Origin of the sequence: Paraburkholderia sediminicola, assembly GCF_046026675.1 — a bacterium.
GTDB classification, from domain to species: domain Bacteria; phylum Pseudomonadota; class Gammaproteobacteria; order Burkholderiales; family Burkholderiaceae; genus Paraburkholderia; species Paraburkholderia sediminicola_F.
The window spans coordinates 1,692,560-1,711,211 of sequence record NZ_JAQQEY010000002.1; the positions used below are offsets into that span (position 1 = coordinate 1,692,560).

Sequence of the window (18,652 nt, forward strand, 5' to 3'; positions counted from 1 at the left end):
AGGACTTCTTATGCGCGTGCCGTATCGAGCGACTTCCGTACGGCGGCTTGTTGTGGTGCTGACGGTAACGGGTCGGCAGCTTCGGCGAGTGCGAAAGCCATCTGCATGTCGCGGTTGCGCTTGCGCTCACGCACCTGCATCCAGCGGTTCACGGCGATCACGCCGATCGTCACCGTGGTGATGAAGATCGTGGCGAGCGCGTTCATTTCCGGATTCAGGCCAAGACGAACACGCGAGAACACGACGAGCGGCAGCGTGGTCGAACCGGGGCCGGACAGGAACGCGGAAAGTACGAGATCGTCGAAAGACAGCGTGAACGACAGCAGCCAGCCGGACATCAGAGCCTGCGAAATCAGCGGCAGCGTGATCAGGAAGAACACCTTGAAGGGTGTCGCGCCGAGGTCGAGTGCGGCTTCTTCGAGCGACTTGTTGAGCTCCTTCACCCGCGATTGCACGATGATCGCCACGTACGAAACGCACAGCATCACGTGGCCGATCCAGATCGTGAAGAGGCCACGGCCCTTCGGCCAGCCGAGCATCTGTTCAAGTGCAACGAACAGCAGCAGCAACGAGATGCCCTGAATCACCTCAGGAATCACGAGCGGCGCGTTGATCATGCCGGCGAACAGCGTGAAGCCGCGAAAGCGTCCGAAGCGGGCCAGCACGAAGCCTGCCCACGTACCGATCACCACCGATGCACACGCGGTCAGCAGACCGATTTTCAGCGACAACCACGCTGCACTGAGCAGTTCGCCGTCTTGCAGCAATGCGCCATACCATTTGAGCGAAAAGCCGGACCAGACCGTGACGAGCTTCGACTCGTTGAACGAATACACCACCAGACTGATGATCGGGATATACAGAAAAAGAAATCCGAACGTCAGCACGCTATTGGAAAGCGTTCTATTTGGCTTGATCATTTCGCGCCCTCCAGTTCCTTGACCTGGTAGTACTGGAACACGGCCATCGGCACGAGCAGCAGTAGAACCATGGCAACGGTGACAGCGGATGCCATCGGCCAGTCCATATCGTTGAAGAATTCATCCCACATCACGCGGCCGATCATCAGCGTATCGGCGCCGCCGAGCAGTTCAGGAATCACGTACTCGCCGACCGCCGGAATGAACACCAGCAGACTGCCGGCGATAATGCCGTTCTTCGACAGCGGCAAGGTGATACGCGTGAACGCGGTCCACGGCTTGCAACCGAGGTCGTAGGCCGCTTCGAGCAGCGTCAGATCCATCTTCACCAGGTGGGCATACAGCGGCATCACCATGAACGGCAGATACGAATAAACCATGCCGATATAGACGCCAATATCCGTGTGGTAGAGGCGCAACGGCGAATGAATCATGCCGATGGCCATCAGCGTGTGATTGAGCAGGCCGTCGTCTTTCAGGATGCCGATCCATGCGTAGACGCGGATCAGGAACGACGTCCAGAAGGGCAGCATCACGCCCATCATCAGCAGGTTGCGCTTGGTCGGTTCCGAGCGGGCGATGTAGTACGCAATCGGGTAGCCGATCAACAGGCAGAAGAAGGTCGAGATTCCGGCCATTTTCAGCGAGCTGATGTACGTGGCGACATACAGATCGTCCTGCAGCAGGAAGGCGTAATGGCCGAGCTGCATCGCGAAGTGCACCATGCCGTCCTTGACCGTCACGAGATCCGTGTACGGCGGAATGCCCAGGCGCAGATCGGCGAAGCTGATCTTCAGCACCAGCACGAACGGCAACGCGAAGAACAGGAAGAGCCACAGGAACGGCACGCCGATCACGGTCGTGCGGCCCGACGGCACCATCATCGCAAGGCGGTTTTTCAGCGAGCCGAGCAAACGGCTGCCGGACGGCGCGCCGAGCGCCGCGGGGGAGGTAGTGGGATTGCTCATTGCGTCAGCACCACGCCGCTAGCCGGCGACCAGTAGACGAACACGTCGTCGTTATAGGACGGCGCACCTTCGCTCATCAGGTGCGAGCTGGAGAGGTTCGATACCACCGTCTTGCCGCTCGGCAGGCGCACGTGATAGAGCGAATAGCTGCCCATGTAGGCGACATCGGAGACCACGCCGCGCGCCCAGTTGTGCGGCGTCGATGGCTTGTCGAGCGAGACCTTCACGCGTTCCGGACGCACCGAGATGCCCACCGGCATGCCGAGCGGGCCGGTAATGCCGTGGCTCACGTAGATGCGCGATTCGAGGTCTTCGCTTTCCACGAAGATATGGTCCGGCTCATCCGCGACCACGGTGCCTTCGAACAGGTTGGTCGAACCGATGAACTCGGCCGAGAAGCGGCTATTCGGAAACTCGTACACCTGGCTGGGCGAGCCGATCTGCACGATGCGGCCTTCGCTCATCACGGCGAGGCGCCCGGCCATCGTCATGGCTTCTTCCTGATCGTGCGTCACCATCACGCAGGTCACGTCGACCTTCTCGATGATGTTCACCAGTTCGAGCTGGGTCTTCTGACGGATCTTCTTGTCGAGCGCCGACATCGGTTCGTCGAGCAGGAGCAGCTTGGGGCGCTTGACGAGCGAGCGGGCCAGCGCCACACGCTGCTGCTGTCCGCCGGACAACTGGTGCGGCTTGCGTTGCGCGTATTTGCTCATCTGCACGAGATGCAGTGCATCGGCAACACGCTCCTTGATCTCGTTCTTCGGCGTGCCCTCCTGCTTGAGGCCGAAGGCGATATTCGCTTCGACGCTCATGTGCGGGAACAGCGCATACGACTGGAACATCATGTTGACCGGCCGCTTGTACGGCGGCATCGCGGCGAGGTCTTCGCCGTCGACGAAAATGCGGCCGGACGTGACCGACTCGAGTCCTGCGAGCATGCGCAGGAGCGTGGACTTGCCGCAGCCGGAGCTGCCGAGCAGCGCGAACAATTCGTTCTTCGCAATGCTCAGATTGACGTTGTCGACAGCAATACTGTCGCCGAATTTCTTCACGACATTTTCGATGCGAACGAATTCGTCCGATTTCGATTTTGTCGTCGGTGCGGGGCGGGCCATCTGGGTGGCGCCGGCTACGCTTGTTTGTGTCGTCGAGTTCATGATGTAACCATTCCTTGCGGATCGCGAGCGCAAGTGTCTCCATACGAGTCGCGGAAAGCGGCTCGCAAGATGCGCTGCGATCGGAAAACATGGGACTGCGCACAGGTGGGACTTAAGCACGCAGGCTGACTACTGTTACTACTATTCATGCGCTCAGGGTTCGAGCGATCCCTGAGCGCGGGATCGATTCTTTTTAGTTTGGCTTAATCAATGGCCGGTTTTAAGCTGCGCCCAAAGACGATTTTCAAGGCGCAGAATGTCGGTGGGCATCGGTTTCATTAGTGTCATTTTGCTCAACACTTCGTCGCCCGGATAAACGGTCGTGTCCTGTGCGACACCCGGAACGACGAACTGGCGCGCGGCCTTGTTCGCAGTCGGGTAGAACACTTCATTGGTGATGGCGGCGTTGACCTTCGGATCTTCGATGTAGTTGATCCACTTCAGCGCGGCTTCCGGATGCGGCGCGTCTTTCGGGATCACCATCACGTCGAACCACAGCAGACCGCCTTCCTTGACGTTGGAGAATTTCACCTGATACGAGCGCTTGGCTTCAGCGGTACGGCGGCTGGCAATGCCAACGTCGCCGGACCAAGCCACCGCGACGCAGATGTCGTTGTTCGCGAGGTCGTTGATGTAGCCGGACGAATTGAATTGGGTGATATACGGGCGGACTTTCTTCAGCACTTCGAACGCGGCCTGATAGTCGGCGGGGTTCGTGCTGTTCGGATCTTTATGCATGTATTGCAGCGTTGCGGCAAACACGTCGACCGCCTGGTCGAGGAACGACACGCCGCAGCCTTTCAGTTTCGACAGATTGGCCGGGTCGAACACGAGTGCCCAGCTATCCACCGGCGCATTGGCGCCGAGTGCTTTCTGCACGGCCTGCACGTTGTAGCCGATACCATCGGTGCCGTAAGCCCAAGGCACACCGTACTGGTTGCCCGGATCGGCGTCGGAGATCATCTTCATCAGCACGGGGTCAAGGTTCGACAGATTCGGCAGCTTCGATTTGTCGAGCTTCATGTACACGCCGGCCTGAATCTGCTTGGCCATGTAGTTCGACGTCGGCACCACGATGTCATAACCGGAGCTGCCTGCGAGCAGTTTGGCCTGCAACGTATCGTCGCTATCGTAGTTGTCGTATTTGACGTGAATGCCGTCCTGCTTCTCGAAGTTCGGAATCGTGTCCTTCGCAATGTAGTCCGACCAGTTGTAGACATTCAGATCCGTGTCGGCCGCAAGGGCCGGCGTAACCGACAACGCCGCAAAACCCGCGAAGGCGAGAAGCGCGGCCCCCGCGACCGCATGACGAAGATGACAAACGCTCATGGTTTTTTCCCTTGATGTGAAGAACCGGCATGAGCGCGTATCGTGGGTGTGCCCATGCCGGAACGAACTGCCGTTACGAAATTCCGAGTTGTTGTGCGGTCGCGTCGACGGCTTTTTTCGCCTTCGAAACGATCTCGTCGATTTCCAGCTTGTTGATCACGAGCGGCGGCGAGAGCAGCATCCGGTCGCCGGTGGCGCGCATGATCAGGTTGCCGTTGAAGCAGAAGTCACGGCAGATCGTGCCGACTTCACCACCATTGGCGAAGCGCTTGCGCGCTTTCGGGTCTTCTGCGAGTTGCAGACCGGCCACCAGACCCGCACCGGAGATTTCGCCGATGATCGGATGATTGGCGAAGGTGTCGCGCAGCTTCTTCTGGAAGTACGGACCCGTGTCGGTCTTGACGCGCTCGACGATCTTCTCGTCGCGCAGCAGCTTCAGATTGGCGAGCGCCACGGCCGCGGCCACCGGGTGACCGGAGTAGGTGAGGCCGTGATTGAAGTCGCCGTTCTCGATGATCGCCTTGGCGACGCGATCATGCAGACCGACCGCGCCCATCGGCACGTAGCCGCTTGTCAGGCCCTTGGCCAGCGTGATCAGATCCGGCTCGAAACCGAAGTGCTGATGCGCGAACCATTCGCCGGTCCGGCCGAACCCGCCGATCACTTCGTCGGCGACTAGCAGGATGTCGTACTTGCGGCAGATGCGCTGGATTTCCGGCCAATAAGTTGAAGCCGGGAAAATCACGCCGCCCGCGCCCTGGAAAGGCTCACCGATAAAGGCGGCCACGTTGTCCGCGCCGATTTCGAGAATCTTCGCTTCGAGTTGCTGCGCGCGGGCCAGAGCGAATTCTTCCGGCGTCAGATTGCCTTCTGCTTCGCCGAAGAAATACGGCTGGTCGATATGCACGATGTTCTCGACCTTCGAGGGCATCTGATCGTGCATATAGCCCATGCCGCCCAGTGTGCCGCCCGCGATCGTCGAACCGTGATAGCCGTTCTTGCGCGAGATGACGAACTTCTTCGAGTGCTTGCCTTGCGTCGCCCAGTATTGGTGAACGATGCGCAGCACGGTGTCGTTGCCTTCCGAGCCGCTGTTGCAATAGAAGAAGTGGTTGAACGGTTCCGGCGCCAGCTCGGCGAGCAAGGCCGACAGTTCGATCACCGGCGGGTGCGTCGTCTTGAAGAAGGTGTTGTAGAAGGGCAGTTCCTGCATCTGGCGGTACGCTGCGTCGGCCAGTTCCTTGCGGCCATAGCCGACGTTCACGCACCACAATCCGGCCATGCCGTCGATGATCTTGTTGTCTTCCGAATCCCACAGGTACACGCCCTGCGCCTTGACGATCACGCGGCTGCCGCTGCGATTGAGCGAACCCATATCCGAAAACGGATGGATGTGGTGCGCGGCGTCGAGCGCGCGGTATTCGGCGGTGCTGCGTTGCGGTTGTGCGGCTTGCACGCTGGCGGCGACGCTGGGTTGGGCCGGTTGCACGTAAGCGACTTCTTCTGTTCTGTAACTCATACTGCCTCCAATTTTTTTGCGTTTGCGGGCGACGTCATCAACAAAAGTCTTAGACGTGCAGCAGCAAATGCCGGCGTTCCCACGAACTGATCACGCGGAAAAACGCTTCGTATTCGGTTTCTTTCAGTGCGAGGTAGGCCTTGACGAATTTCTCGCCGAGAATCTCGGCCATCGGTTCGCACGCGCCCATCAGCGTCAGCCCCTCTTCCAGATTGCGCGGCAACTGGTAGGGCAGTTCGTAACCGTCGCTGAGCAGCGGCTCGGTCGGCTGCAGATTTTGCGTCATGCCAAGATACCCGGCAGCCAGCGTCGCTGCGATCGCCAGATACGGATTGCAGTCCACGCCCGGAATGCGGTTTTCGATGCGGCGCGCAGCCGGGCCCGAATGCGGAATCCGGAAACCCACCGTGCGGTTGTCGTAACCCCAAGCCACGTTGATCGGCGCAGCCATGAAACGCGACAGGCGGCGATACGAGTTGATGTACGGCGCGAAAATCGGCATCAGTGCCGGCGTGTATTTCTGCAGGCCTGCGATATAGCCCGTGAAAAGCGACGTAGGCTTGCCGTCCGGACCGGTGAACAGGTTGTGGCCGGTTTCTTCGTCCACGAGGCTCTGGTGCATGTGCATCGCCGAGCCCGGTTCGCCTTCCATCGGCTTGGCCATGAAAGTCGCGTACATCTTGTGACGCAGCGCGGCCTCACGCACCGTGCGCTTGAACAGGAACACGCTGTCGGCGAGTTTCAGCGGATCGCCGTGCATGAAGTTGATTTCCATCTGCGCGGCGCCGACTTCGTGAATCAGCGTGTCGACTTCCAGTTCCTGCACTTCGCAGTATTCATAGATGTCTTCGAACAGCGGATCGAATTCGTTGACGGCTTCGATCGAATACGCCTGACGGCCGGTCTCCGGACGGCCCGTACGGCCGATCGGCGGTTGCAGCGGCAGGTCCGGGTCCTTGTTCATGTCGACCAGGTAGAACTCGAGCTCCGGTGCGATAACCGGCTTCCAGCCTTTGGCCTTATACAGTTCGAGCACGCGGCGCAGCACACGGCGCGGCGAGATCGCGACGGGCGTGCCGTCGAAGTGAACGCAATCGTGGATCACCTGGGCGGTCGGATCGACGGCCCACGGAATCATGCGGATGGTGCTGGCGTCGGGAACGCAGACCATGTCCGGGTCGGTGACGCCGGTGAGCGTGCCGTCTTCCGGATAGTCCCCTGTGACGGTCTGGATCATCACCGCCTGCGGCAAGCGCATGGATTCGCCGGATTCGAACTTGCTGCGCGGAATGATCTTGCCGCGTGCGATCCCGGCCATATCCGGAATGATCGCTTCGATTTCGGTGACGCGGTTCTTCTTCAGGAAGTCGTCGATTTCATGCATGGTTATTCTCTCAGTTTTGGTGCGCGACCGGCTCAGGCATGCGTGGCAGCGGCGGATGCCGCGCCATAGCCGGCCTTGGTGCGCATTCGATCGCGGCAGGCTTCGCCGAAGGCACGGAAGATCGCGGTGGAAAGCGCGTCGTTGGCATGCTTCCATTCCGGGTGCCACTGCACACCCAGCGCGAAGGCACGCGCATCTTTCACGCTCACCGCTTCGATCAATCCGTCCGGCGCGGTGGCCTCTGCCACCAGACCCACGCCCAGCCGCTCGACGCCCTGACCGTGCAATGAATTCACACGCGCTTCATTCGTGCCGCCCGCGAGGCGCTGCAACAAGCCGCCCTGCGTCAGCGTGATCGAATGCGACGGTGCATATTGCACGTCGAGGTCGTCTTCCTTGTTCTCACGATGGTCGTTCAGACCGGCCACCGCGTGAACGCTTTGATGCAACGTCCCGCCGAACACCACGTTCATTTCCTGAAAGCCCCGGCATACCGCCAGCACCGGCACGCCTGCGGCGATCGCGGCGCGCAGCAGCGGCAGCGTCGTCGCATCGCGTGCGGCGTCGTGCAGCGTGCCCGGCGCGCTGGGATGGCCGCCGTAACGGTGCGGCTCGACATTCGAATAGCTGCCGGTGAACAGTAAGCCGTCGACAGTAGCCAGCACGTCCTCGGTGGACTGACGTTCGCCGAGCGCCGGCAGCAACATGGCCAGCGCCTGCGAGCCGTCCACGATCGCGGCGATGTACTTCTCGCCGGTGACGTGCGACGGGTGGACTCCCATCATCGTTCTGTCGGCGCTGATGCCGACGAGAGGTTTGTTTCGCATATCAGATAGACGTGTATGTTCCCCGCGGGACGCGGCATGAACAACGTTAAACACGGCGCGGCAACATTCCGCAGCCGGACGCAAGGCGTCAGGCCACCGGGTAGTGCAGGCGGTCGTCGTCAGCGGGACGCGCCGCGCGTGGTAATTAGATGTGTCGTTCGATTCGGTCCGCTGCGGTGCGCAGCTAATCTGATCCGCATGAGGCGCTGCGCGGCAGACGGCACCGCACACGCACAAACGCATGGCTCAAGAGAGCGCGTTCACGCAAACGGACGAATCGAACGACGGAAAAGGGGGAGGCGCTACGGCAGCAGCGAGGCGACTTCGTCCGTGCGCACAGCAATGAAGGCGCGCGCGGAGATGGAGTTGTGACGTCGAACTGAACGGCGGGACAGGATCGTGAAGACGGACAGGAAGCGGCGGAACGCAAGGCTGCCGTTGCTGCCGTCGGCGATGGCGCCGTCAGCGCGAGGACAACTCGCCTGACTTCGATTCCATCTCACCAAAGGGCCTCGGACTCTCACGATTACACTCGACTAGCGACGTTGAAAGTATTGAACGCTTGCTCGAAAAACGCACAGGGCGTTTAAAGAAACATGACGCTGGGATGACCGTCTCTGACCGTTGCGAACCGGGTTCGCTGCGTCAGAAACACACGTTCGTGTTTCGTGACGTCGGCATGACGATCGCCTGAGAACCATCGTATACGAGCCAATAATGCCGTCAAATCATTTTTATAAAAGATTTATCAGGGCTTTCCCGAGGGTGTCCCTGGAATCCGGGTCAGTGGGAACATTCGTTGCGCAAATCATATTTCGGAATCCTTTCAGGGTTTTCCCCAGCGGCGCAACGATTAAAGTGACTAGAATATTCAACACTCGCGGGCACACGTTGCCCGAGTCCACGCGCCCGATCGTCTTCCATGTCAGAGAACCTAGCGATGTCCATAGAAGTTGCCACCCGCCTGCAGTACATCCGTAAGAAGAATGGTCTGTCCCAGCGTGAGCTGGCGAAACGGGCGGGGGTGACCAACGGCACGATCTCGCTGATCGAACAGAACCGGGTGAGTCCGTCGGTTGGATCGCTGAAGAAACTGCTTGAGTGCATACCGATGAGTCTCGCCGAGTTCTTCACTTTTGAAGTCGAGGTGGAGCGCTCGGTCGTGTCGCGCCGCGCCGACATGCCGAATCTCGGCAATGAGTCGATCGAGTTCTATCTCGCCGGCTCCAGTGTCAAAGACCGCAATATGGGCATTCTGCGCGAGGTCTATCAGCCGCTCTCGGATACCGGACCGGAAATGCTGGAGCACGAAGGGCACGAGGGCGGGGTGGTGGTCAGCGGTCAGATCGAACTGACAGTGGACGGCGTGACGTGGCTGCTCGACCCCGGTGACAGCTATTACTTCGAAAGCCGTCTACCGCATCGTTTTCGCAATCCCAGCGCGGAGCATCTCTGCGAGATCGTGTCGGCCAATTCGCCGCCCACGTTCTAAAGACTCCGCGCCAACGCGCCGCGACGCAGTTTCCAGGCCGCTTGAAGTCGAAGCCGGCGTGCGTCGAGCGCATAACATTGAGGCATCCTGATGGACAAGAAATCTCTCGCTTTCTGGCAAGACAAAGCCGCTACGCTTTCGATCGAAGGCCGTGCGTTTATCGACGGTGAGTACCGTGACGCCGCTGGCGGCCGCACGTTCGACTGCCTGAGCCCGATCGACGGCAAGCTGCTTGCCAAGGTGGCTGACAGCGGTGCGGCGGATGTCGATGCCGCCGTGGCAGCCGCACGCCGCGCGTTCGATGCCGGCGTGTGGTCCGACCTCAATCCCCGCAAGCGCAAGGCGATCCTCCTGCGCTGGGCCGCGTCGATCCGTGAGCATATGGACGAACTCGCGCTGCTCGAAACGCTGGACGCAGGCAAGCCGATCGCCGACACCACCTCGGTGGACGTGCCGGGCGCCGCCTATTGCGTCGAGTGGTTCGCTGAAGCCATCGACAAGGTCGGCGGCGAAGTCGCGCCGGCCGATCATCATTTGGTGGGGCTCGTCACGCGTGAGCCGATCGGTGTCGTCGCGGCAGTCGTGCCGTGGAATTTCCCGATCCTGATGGCGTCGTGGAAGTTCGGCCCGGCGCTCGCCGCGGGTAACAGCGTCGTGCTCAAGCCTTCGGAGAAGTCACCACTTACCGCGATTCGCCTCGCTCAACTCGCGCTGGACGCAGGCATCCCCGCCGGCGTGTTCAACGTGGTGCCGGGCGCGGGCGAACCGGGCAAGCTGCTGGCGCTGCATCAGGACGTGGACTGTCTCGCCTTCACCGGTTCGACCAATGTCGGCAAGCTGATCATGCAATACGCCGGTCAATCGAACCTGAAGCGCGTGTGGCTAGAACTCGGCGGCAAGTCGCCGAACATCGTGATGCCCGATTGCCCCGACCTCGATCGCGCGGCGAACGCGGCGGCCGGTGCGATTTTCTACAACATGGGCGAAATGTGCACCGCGGGTTCGCGTTTGCTCGTGCACAAAGACATCAAGGACGTGTTCCTCGACAAGCTGATTGCCGCCGCGCGCAGCTATACGCCGGGCAATCCGCTCGACCCGCAAACCTCGATGGGCGCGATCGTCGATAACGTGCAACTCGAACGCGTGCTCGGTTATATCGAAGCGGGCCGTGCCGAAGCGAAGCTGTTGCTGGGCGGTTCGCGCGTCAAGCAGGAGACCGGCGGCTTCTATATCGAACCGACCATCTTCGATATCCCGGCTGCCGGCGCAAAGGTTGCGCGCGAGGAAATCTTCGGGCCGGTGTTGTCGGTGATTACGTTCGACACGGTTGAGGAAGCGATCAGGATCGCTAACGACAGCGAATACGGTCTTGCCGCCGCCGTGTGGACCTCGAACCTCACCACCGCGCATGAAGTGTCGCGCAAGCTGCGCGCCGGTACGGTGTGGGTCAATTGCTACGACGAAGGCGGGGACATGAACTTCCCGTTCGGCGGCTACAAGCAATCGGGCAACGGCCGTGACAAGTCGTTGCACGCGCTGGAGAAGTACACCGAGCTGAAGTCCACGCTCGTTCGGCTGCGCTAAAGGATTCGCAAGCCAGCGCGGCGGCGTTTGAAAGAAACGCCGTCGCGTTCCCAATGAATCCGAGGCCGGACGTTGCACGCATTACCTGGAAGCCCCGCGTGCGGCTCCGGCATGTTTATCAGGTATCAGGTCATCCCATGACTGAACTCGTTTATGGCGACGGCGCGATCCGTCGTCCGTCGCTTTATGGCTCGTCGATCGAAAACACCTATGCGGGTGTGTTGTCGTTCATGCGCCGCAAGTACACCCGTGAAGTCGACGGCGTCGACGTCGTGGTCTCCGGCGTGCCGCTCGATCTGGCCACCACGTTCCGTTCGGGCGCGCGTCTCGGCCCGGCGGCGGTGCGCGCGGCGAGCGTGCAATTGTCGGAGCTGCATCCGTATCCGTGGGGCTTCAATCCGTTCGACGATCTCGCCGTGACGGACTACGGCGATTGCTGGTTCGACGCGCACAATCCCATGACGATCAAGGAATCGATCGTCGCGCATGCCCGTACGATTCTGCGTTCAGACGCAAAAATGCTGACGCTCGGCGGCGATCACTACATTACGTATCCGCTGCTGATCGCGCATGCGGAGAAGTACGGCAAGCCTCTCTCGCTGATCCATTTCGACGCCCACTGCGACACCTGGGCCGACGATAGCCCGGACAGCCTGAATCACGGCTCGATGTTCTACAAGGCGGTGAAAGACGGCTTGATCGATCCGAAGACTTCGGTGCAGGTCGGCATTCGCACGTGGAACGACGACTTCATGGGGATCAATATCCTCGACGCCGCCTGGGTCCACGAACACGGCACGCGAGCGGCGGTGGAGCGGATCACGTCGATTGTCGGCGAGCGGCCCGCATATCTGACCTTCGATATCGACTGCCTCGATCCGGCGTTCGCGCCGGGCACGGGCACGCCGGTGGCCGGCGGTTTGTCGTCGGCACAAGGGCTGGCCATCGTGCGTGGGCTCGGTGCGTTGAATCTGGTGGGCGCGGATGTGGTGGAAGTGGCGCCCGCTTATGACCAGAGCGAGATCACGGCGATTGCCGCCGCGCATATCGCGTGCGATCTGTTGTGTCTTTGGCGACAGAAGAAGGTCGCTGAACGCTAGGCACGTTCGATCGTCCTGAAGCGCAATCCCGGTTCAGCCCATCGACGATGATCGATCGGGCTGACGCCGGCCTTCGCGCAAGCCGAGCGTGTAGACAACGAGCGCGCCGCTCATGATTGCCAGTTGCCACAACAGCATGTCGCTGCCGCGTGCTTTCATCGCGAACCCGGCGATGAGCGGCCCCACGATCGAACTCGCGGTGAAGTTGAGGGACACCAGCCGCATGTTACGCGTGAGCGCGGCCTTGTCGCTGCATGCCGCCGCGACCATGCCGAGTGTGATGTACGCGCTGTTCATGCCGCCGAGCAGCAAGGCGCTCGCGCTCGCGAGCCATGAGGCGGGCGCGGCGAGCGCGAAACCGCAGATCGCCAGCGTGCTGAGCGCGGCGCAGACGATCACCGTGGCCGCCAGACCCGCGCGATCCGCAAACCAGCCGACCGGAAATTGCAGCGCCATGCCGCCGACGCCGAATAGCGTGAGTAGCGTGGCCGTTTGCGTGGTACTGAGACCGTGGGCGTCGGCAAAGAGCGGGAAGAGGCCATAGAGCGCGCCATCGCCGATGCCGCCTGCAGCGACGACCACCATGCCGAGGCTGACCATTGGGCCGATGGGGGCGCTTTTCGCTGCGCTGTCTGTTCGCGCAGGCCGTGCTGATTTGACAGCAGTGGGCCTGTCGTCCGACGCAGTCAGCCACAGTGGAAGGGCCGCCGCAAACGTGAAGGCCGCCCCGGCCGCGAACGTAATGCGTCCGTCGACTGCGCACCACACCGCCAACGCCGGGCCGATGACGCCGGCGCTGGCAATCAGCGCTTCGTGCACGCCCACTACACGTCCGCTCGATTCGGCCGGTACAAGCCGATAGAGCCACGTTTCATTGGCGATCCAGCGCAAACCGATGCCGAGCCCGGTCAACAGGCCGGGCACGAGCCACAACGGCCACCACAGCGCGTTCATCGTTGCGAACGCAAGCACCGTGGCGGCGAGGCCGAGCGATACCGTGCGCTTCGCACCGATCCGTTCCATCAGCCACGGCGCAATCAACAAGCCGGCCAGCATGCCGGTCCATTGCGAAGCGGAGAAGAGGCCGGCGCGTGGTGCGTCGAGGCCACGCTGCGCCAGCCACACCGGCAGCACCATGAAGCCGATGCCGAACTGGCCGATCTGCGAGAGCGCCGAGACCGCGGTCAGCGCGGCGATCGCCGGCCAGCGCACCGGCACGGCGGTATTCATGTGCCGCTCCGCGCAGGCATGGGCAGACCCTGTTCGCGGCATTCGACCGGGCAGCCGGCTTTCAGGCAGGGGCCGTCGTCGCAAAGGCGGCACAGTTGCATGGCGTGCGCCGGATCGCGGGTCTCATTCCACAGGATCTTGATCAGCAGGCTTTCGAGCACGTCGCGCTCGCGCTCGTCGAGCTGTCCGACGATGCGTTTGAGCATCTGGTCGCGTGCCGTTTGCAGGCGTTTGGCTTCACGCTTGCCGGAAGCGGTCAAGGCAAGCGCGACGGAACGTTTATCCGTGCCGGATTTCTTTTCGACGAGACCGGCGTCCACGAGGCCTGCAACGGCGCGGACCGCGGCCGGATGCGAAAGATCGACCGCCTCGCGTAATACTTCAATGGATGAATCAGGATATTGACCGACCGCGTTGAGCATGGCGCGGGCAGTGGGGCCCGCGAGCGCGGCCACGGTAGGCTGCGCGTTCATCTCGTCCGTGACCAGCAGGGCGAGCACGCCAAGCAGGTTTTCTGTGCGCTGCGTCATAGCGACACCTCAATGTGTGCAACATGCATATATGCATGTTGCACACATTGAAGGTGATGCGCAAGCGGTTTTTAATGCAGCCCCGTTGTGTTCGGAGGGCGGGTTCAAACACCTGCCGTCACTTCGCCAATCGCGCCCGCACGGTGTACTCGCCTTCGTTGCCCTCGTCTTCCGCCATATGGGCCATCGCCGTCTCGAAGTCGGGCGGCAGCGGCTCGACCGGATAACCGCGTTTTTCCCACGCGTCGAGGCCGCCCTTGAGCGCGCGGACGTGATGGATATTCTTTCGATGCAACTGATTGACGATCCGCTTGGCCGTCGCTTCGTTAGGACAGACGCAGTAGACGACAATCGGCCGCTTCAGCAAGTCGGGATGCAGGGGCTCGGGCGAATCGAGGTCCAGCAACTGCGCGCCTGCAATCCGGTGCGATTCTTTCGCGCGTATGCTGTGCGGCCGGGCATCGAGGATCAGCGGCGGTTCATTGGACTTCATGAGTTCGTCGAGCTGGTCGGGCGAGATGCGTATATGCGCGAGCCAGCGGCGAAACTGCCAGCGGCGTACGTAGCGATAGACGAGCACGGCAAGGAAGATCGCCGCGAACGCGTCGAAAATCGTGCCGCCGTGATGGCGCACGAGCAGGACGAGTTGCACGATCTGATCGTCAAGCGCGGCGCCGCCGATCACCCACACGCTGGCCCACAGCACCGCGCCGACAAAATCCCACAGCAGAAACACGCCAACGTTGATTGGCGTGGTGCCGAGCAGTGGTGCCGAGATCAGGCCGAGCCCCGGCAGGAATTTGGCGACGGTCAGAATTGGCGCGCCGTACCGTTCATAGGTATTGCGTGCGACACGCACGGTGGTATCGAGCGAGAGTGAGAAGCGCACCAGCTGATTCAGCAAGCGCCGGCCGTATGTCCGCCCGGTGAAGAACCATAGCGAGTCCGCCAGCAGCGTTGCGCAGACGGCGGCCCCGATGACGCTGGCGTAAGAGGTCTGTCCCATGGCGGCCATGGTTCCGCCGAGGATCAGCATCGGCGCCGCCGGAATCGGCAGGCCGAGTTGCGTGACGAGCACGCTCATGAATACGGCCCACACGCCCAACGAGGGTGGAATAGCAACCGGAAAATGCCACACAACCACGCTCCTCTTGATGCGATGAAGGGATCTGGAACAGTTGGCGCCTCGCCGGCGTGCGTTGCGAACACGTCATGTATGGCCGGTTCCTGCCGGACAGCGGCCGGCTGCATGGCTCGTTCAGCTGGCCGGCGGCACGAAGGCAGCAGCACGCACTTCGGATTTAAGCACAGGTTGGCGAAATGGCGCCGTGGGGCGGGCTGAGTACCTGAAAAAATTCAAGGGAATGGAACGATTGACCGTGCTGTGTTGGCCCTGTGCAGTCCGTCCCTGTCGCGGCTCAGCGCGGAGCAAAGCGCCGGATTGACCCGGACGGCAGCGGGTCGAAGTTCGCTACAATCGTCGTGCACATACAGATACAACGGAGACACCCCATGGCAAACCCTCAGCCGATCAGCCGCTATCCCGTGCCTGAGCCTGGCGCGTGGCCGGACGATATCCGCGCTCGGATCCTGGAAGTGCAGGAGAAAGCTGGTTTTGTTCCGAACGTATTCCTGACGCTGGCGTACCGGCCGGATGAATTCCGCGCGTTTTTTGCTTACCACGACGCATTGATGCTGAAAGAAGGCGGTCTCACCAAAGGCGAGCGCGAGATGATTGTCGTCGCCACGAGCGCGGTGAATCAGTGCCTGTATTGCGTGGTCGCGCACGGGGCGATTCTGCGCATCTACGAGAAGGCGCCCTTGCTTGCGGATCAGGTGGCCGTCAACCATCGCAAGGCGGATATCACGGCGCGTCAGAAGGCGATGCTCGACTTTGCGCTGAAGGTCTGCCGCGAATCCGGCACGGTCGACGATGCCGATTTTCAGACGCTACGTAAGCACGGCTTTTCGGATGAAGACGTGTGGGATATCGCGGCCATCACCGCATTTTTCGGTTTGTCGAACCGGATGGCCAACGTCATTTCAATGCGGCCGAACGACGAGTTCTATCTGATGGGGCGTGTGCCGAAAGCGGCGGCGGACGCGCCGCGAAAATAGCATCGGAGCTGCGGACTCGCGGCGCGCGCCGATACGCGCTCACGCAAGTCCGCAGCCAAACCCTCACGCCCCCACCGGCTCGGACCGGATTGCGGGCGTACTGACGGCCTTGTCGTCGATGGGGAAGTGCAGCATTGCGGCGACGAGTCCTGCGACGACCGTGGCTTCCCACAGCAGCGAATAGGACCCGGTCAGATCGAACACCAGGCCGCCTAGCCATGCGCCGAGAAACGAGCCGATCTGGTGGCTCAGAAAGCAGACGCCAAAGAGGCTGCCGAGGTGCCGCGTGCCGAACACTTTCGCCACGAGTCCACTCGTCAGCGGCACAGTCCCGAGCCAGGTCAGCCCCATCACCGCCGCGAAGGTGACGACCGAAGCGGAGGTCTTCGGCAGCAGAAAGAAGACGCCGATCGTCACGCTTCGAATGAGGTAAAGCCAGCCGAGTATATGGTGCTGGCGGAACCGGCCGCCCAGCCAGCCGCATCCCCAACTGCCCGCCATGTTGAACAGGCCGATAAGCGCGAGCGCGGTGGCGCCCAGCCCGACAGGCATATGGCACAGCGTCAGATACTCAGGCAGATGGGTGGCGATGAACGCGAGCTGAAATCCACAGGTGAAGAAGCCGAGGGTCAGGAGTCGATATCCCCGATGCCGGATCGCCTGAGCGAATACCTTGCGAAGCGACGCAGCGGGCGGCTCCTGAACCTGCATGCCGACACTCGTGCGCCGGTCGAGCACGATGCCGAGCGGCGCGATCAGCAGCATCAGGAAGGCCAGCACGAAGAGCGAGGTGGCGATACCCGAGCTGAGTCGAATGCTCTGCACGAGCGGGATCATCAGCACCTGTCCTGCCGAGCCGCCTGCGCTGACGAGACCCATCGCCATGCTGCGTTTTTCCGGAGACGCGATGCGGCCGACTGCCGGCAACACCACGCCGAACGTCGTGCAACTCACGCCGATGCCGACCAGCAGACCCATACCGACGATCAGCATCGGGCCCGATGGCGCGACCGCCGCGACGCCCAGGCCCGCGGCAAACGTCGTCGCGCCGAACGCGACCACCGGCGCCGAACCATAGCGATCCGCCGCCGCGCCCGCGAACGGTTGCGCGAAACCCCATACCAGGTTGTGCAGCGCGATGGCGAAAGCGATCAGCGTGACGGGCAGGCCGCGGTCGAACGAGAACGGCCCGATGAAGAGACCGAAGGTCTGCCGGATGCCCATGGCGGCGCTCAGAATCAGCGCGCCGGCGATGATCACAAGCGTCGTTTGACTCAACGGGATGGCGAGGCGTTTGCTGTTTGTCGTGGACATGGTTCTGATCTCCTTGGACACCATGGTCGCAGCGAGCGTCAGAAGCGGCAAAAGAAAAGATTTTGACGACAGGTGAGTGTGGCTCACCTGTCCAGACAGAGGGCGTGCAGGGTTTAGCGGTTGGCGTGGCGCGATTCCGCGTTGGCAGCATCGGATGGATTGGCGAACGGTTCAGCCTCGCTGAGTAGCCACCGTTTGAAGTCGGACAGTTCCGGGCGATTCTCCGCGCTATCCGTGTTTTGCGCGCTCACCAGCCAATATGCCGTGGACGAGGCGGTCGTGTGTGGACTGGCCTCGACGAGCGCACCGCTTGCGAGATCGCGGTCCACCAGCGGCCGTCTGCCGAGCGCGACGCCGAGCCCCATGCTCGCGGCTTCGAAAGCGAGCTGGATCGTGTCGACGCGCAAGCCGTCGTTCAGGTCGATGCCGTGGATGGCGGTTCCGTTTATGGCGACCCCGTCTATGGCGACCCGGTCTATGGCGATCCCGTCGAACCACGCCTGCCAGTCCTCGCTCGCCGAGTTCACGTGAATGAACGTCGCGTGACGCAGATCGATGTTGCCATGCGCGTCGCGCAGATTGTCCACGTACGCCGGGCTGCATACCGGCACCAGGCGTTCGCCGAACAGACGCGTCCAGGCGGTCCCCGCGACCGGGGCGCGGCTCAGACGAATGGCGAAATCGAAACCGTCGACGGGAAAGCCGACCTGACGGTGCGAGGTATCGACGGTGACGTTCGCATTCGGCCAGCGCGCGCGAAAGGCGGCGAGGCGCGGCAACAGCCAGCGCGAGGCGAGCGTGGGCGCGCAACTCAGCGCGATCGGGCGATTCGCGCGGTGGTTCGGCAGGCGTTGCGTGCCGATCGCGATCAGCGAAAACGCTTCGGATACGTAGGACAGATAGTCGGCGCCCGCCGTCGTCAGCGAAATTCCGCGCGGCTCGCGTACGAACAGCTCGACGCCGAGCGATTGCTCGAGGCCGACGATGCCGTGGCTAATCGCGCTCGGCGTGACGTTCAGTTCCGCGGCGGCGAGCTTGAAACTCTGATGCCTGCCGGCCGTTTCGAAAAAACGAAGCGCGGGCAGCGGGGGCAGACGAAGCGGCATGGGGCATCCTCAAAGGCGGCGCGGCGGGCGCCGTGACAGTGCAAAAATGCGCCGGCGCGCGCATGCTGTTT

17 protein-coding genes are annotated in these 18,652 nt (G+C 61.8%); 4 read left to right on the forward strand and 13 right to left on the reverse strand.

The features are described 5' to 3' along the window. Positions 1 to 8: 8 nt before the first annotated feature. The 8 genes from PQQ86_RS27255 to PQQ86_RS27290 all read right to left on the reverse strand — a co-directional run bounded on the left by PQQ86_RS27255 (position 9) and on the right by PQQ86_RS27290 (position 8,613). Complete coding sequence (locus PQQ86_RS27255) at positions 9 to 920, reverse strand: ABC transporter permease subunit (protein ID WP_097396186.1); 912 nt, start codon at positions 918 to 920, stop codon at positions 9 to 11. Beyond that, complete coding sequence (locus tag PQQ86_RS27260; protein WP_408274004.1) at positions 917 to 1,888, reverse strand: ABC transporter permease subunit; 972 nt, start codon at positions 1,886 to 1,888, stop codon at positions 917 to 919. Before PQQ86_RS27260 ends, PQQ86_RS27255 begins: the two co-directional genes overlap by 4 nt. Beyond that, positions 1,885 to 3,048, reverse strand: coding sequence for an ABC transporter ATP-binding protein (locus tag PQQ86_RS27265; RefSeq protein WP_408274007.1), 1,164 nt, complete (start codon positions 3,046 to 3,048; stop codon positions 1,885 to 1,887). The genes PQQ86_RS27260 and PQQ86_RS27265 overlap by 4 nt, the downstream gene beginning before the upstream one ends. Before the next feature lie 207 nt (positions 3,049 to 3,255). Then, positions 3,256 to 4,377 (reverse strand): polyamine ABC transporter substrate-binding protein, encoded by a 1,122-nt coding sequence (locus PQQ86_RS27270; RefSeq protein ID WP_408274009.1) that lies wholly within the window; start codon positions 4,375 to 4,377, stop codon positions 3,256 to 3,258. A 73-nt stretch (positions 4,378 to 4,450) separates the two neighbouring features. Beyond that, positions 4,451 to 5,896, reverse strand: coding sequence for an aspartate aminotransferase family protein (locus tag PQQ86_RS27275; RefSeq protein ID WP_408274012.1), 1,446 nt, complete (start codon positions 5,894 to 5,896; stop codon positions 4,451 to 4,453). 49 nt (positions 5,897 to 5,945) lie between these two features. Continuing rightward, a complete protein-coding gene (locus PQQ86_RS27280) occupies positions 5,946 to 7,280 on the reverse strand; it encodes a glutamine synthetase family protein (protein WP_408274016.1) in 1,335 nt (444 codons plus the stop codon). Positions 7,281 to 7,312: 32 nt separating this feature from the next. Beyond that, positions 7,313 to 8,107: a gamma-glutamyl-gamma-aminobutyrate hydrolase family protein gene (locus PQQ86_RS27285; RefSeq protein ID WP_200620380.1), complete on the reverse strand. Its 795-nt coding sequence runs from the start codon at positions 8,105 to 8,107 to the stop codon at positions 7,313 to 7,315. A gap of 302 nt (positions 8,108 to 8,409) precedes the next feature. After that, positions 8,410 to 8,613, reverse strand: a complete 204-nt coding sequence (locus PQQ86_RS27290; protein ID WP_035516723.1) for a hypothetical protein — start codon at positions 8,611 to 8,613, stop codon at positions 8,410 to 8,412. A gap of 434 nt (positions 8,614 to 9,047) precedes the next feature. Here PQQ86_RS27290 and PQQ86_RS27295 point away from each other — a divergent pair, with 434 nt between their 5' ends. From PQQ86_RS27295 to speB, 3 genes are all read left to right on the forward strand, one after another. Next, positions 9,048 to 9,599 carry a cupin domain-containing protein gene (locus tag PQQ86_RS27295; protein WP_054042828.1) on the forward strand — a complete coding sequence of 184 codons (552 nt, stop codon included), beginning with the start codon at positions 9,048 to 9,050 and terminating at the stop codon, positions 9,597 to 9,599. Between the two features lie 90 nt (positions 9,600 to 9,689). Next, positions 9,690 to 11,183, forward strand: a complete 1,494-nt coding sequence (locus PQQ86_RS27300) for an aldehyde dehydrogenase (RefSeq protein WP_408274022.1) — start codon at positions 9,690 to 9,692, stop codon at positions 11,181 to 11,183. Between the two features lie 137 nt (positions 11,184 to 11,320). Beyond that, the gene (gene speB, locus PQQ86_RS27305) at positions 11,321 to 12,283 is read left to right on the forward strand and encodes an agmatinase (protein WP_408274025.1); all 963 of its coding nucleotides are present in this window, start codon (positions 11,321 to 11,323) and stop codon (positions 12,281 to 12,283) included. A 33-nt stretch (positions 12,284 to 12,316) separates the two neighbouring features. Here speB and PQQ86_RS27310 read toward each other — a convergent pair whose 3' ends face one another. The 3 genes from PQQ86_RS27310 to PQQ86_RS27320 form a co-directional block, all read right to left on the reverse strand. Continuing rightward, positions 12,317 to 13,513 (reverse strand): MFS transporter, encoded by a 1,197-nt coding sequence (locus tag PQQ86_RS27310; protein ID WP_408274029.1) that lies wholly within the window; start codon positions 13,511 to 13,513, stop codon positions 12,317 to 12,319. Further along, positions 13,510 to 14,043 (reverse strand): MarR family winged helix-turn-helix transcriptional regulator, encoded by a 534-nt coding sequence (locus PQQ86_RS27315; protein WP_408274031.1) that lies wholly within the window; start codon positions 14,041 to 14,043, stop codon positions 13,510 to 13,512. The genes PQQ86_RS27310 and PQQ86_RS27315 overlap by 4 nt, the downstream gene beginning before the upstream one ends. A 118-nt stretch (positions 14,044 to 14,161) precedes the next feature. Beyond that, positions 14,162 to 15,181: a VTT domain-containing protein gene (locus PQQ86_RS27320; RefSeq protein ID WP_408201849.1), complete on the reverse strand. Its 1,020-nt coding sequence runs from the start codon at positions 15,179 to 15,181 to the stop codon at positions 14,162 to 14,164. A 374-nt stretch (positions 15,182 to 15,555) separates the two neighbouring features. Between PQQ86_RS27320 and PQQ86_RS27325 the strand changes: the two genes are divergently transcribed. Continuing rightward, positions 15,556 to 16,161 carry a peroxidase-related enzyme gene (locus PQQ86_RS27325; RefSeq protein WP_408274035.1) on the forward strand — a complete coding sequence of 202 codons (606 nt, stop codon included), beginning with the start codon at positions 15,556 to 15,558 and terminating at the stop codon, positions 16,159 to 16,161. A 63-nt stretch (positions 16,162 to 16,224) separates the two neighbouring features. On the opposite strand, the gene PQQ86_RS27330 is transcribed toward PQQ86_RS27325, so the two are convergent. Continuing rightward, the gene (locus PQQ86_RS27330; protein ID WP_408274038.1) at positions 16,225 to 17,475 is read right to left on the reverse strand and encodes an MFS transporter; all 1,251 of its coding nucleotides are present in this window, start codon (positions 17,473 to 17,475) and stop codon (positions 16,225 to 16,227) included. A 113-nt stretch (positions 17,476 to 17,588) separates the two neighbouring features. Then, positions 17,589 to 18,581: a LysR substrate-binding domain-containing protein gene (locus PQQ86_RS27335; protein WP_408274040.1), complete on the reverse strand. Its 993-nt coding sequence runs from the start codon at positions 18,579 to 18,581 to the stop codon at positions 17,589 to 17,591. Positions 18,582 to 18,652 lie beyond the last annotated feature (71 nt).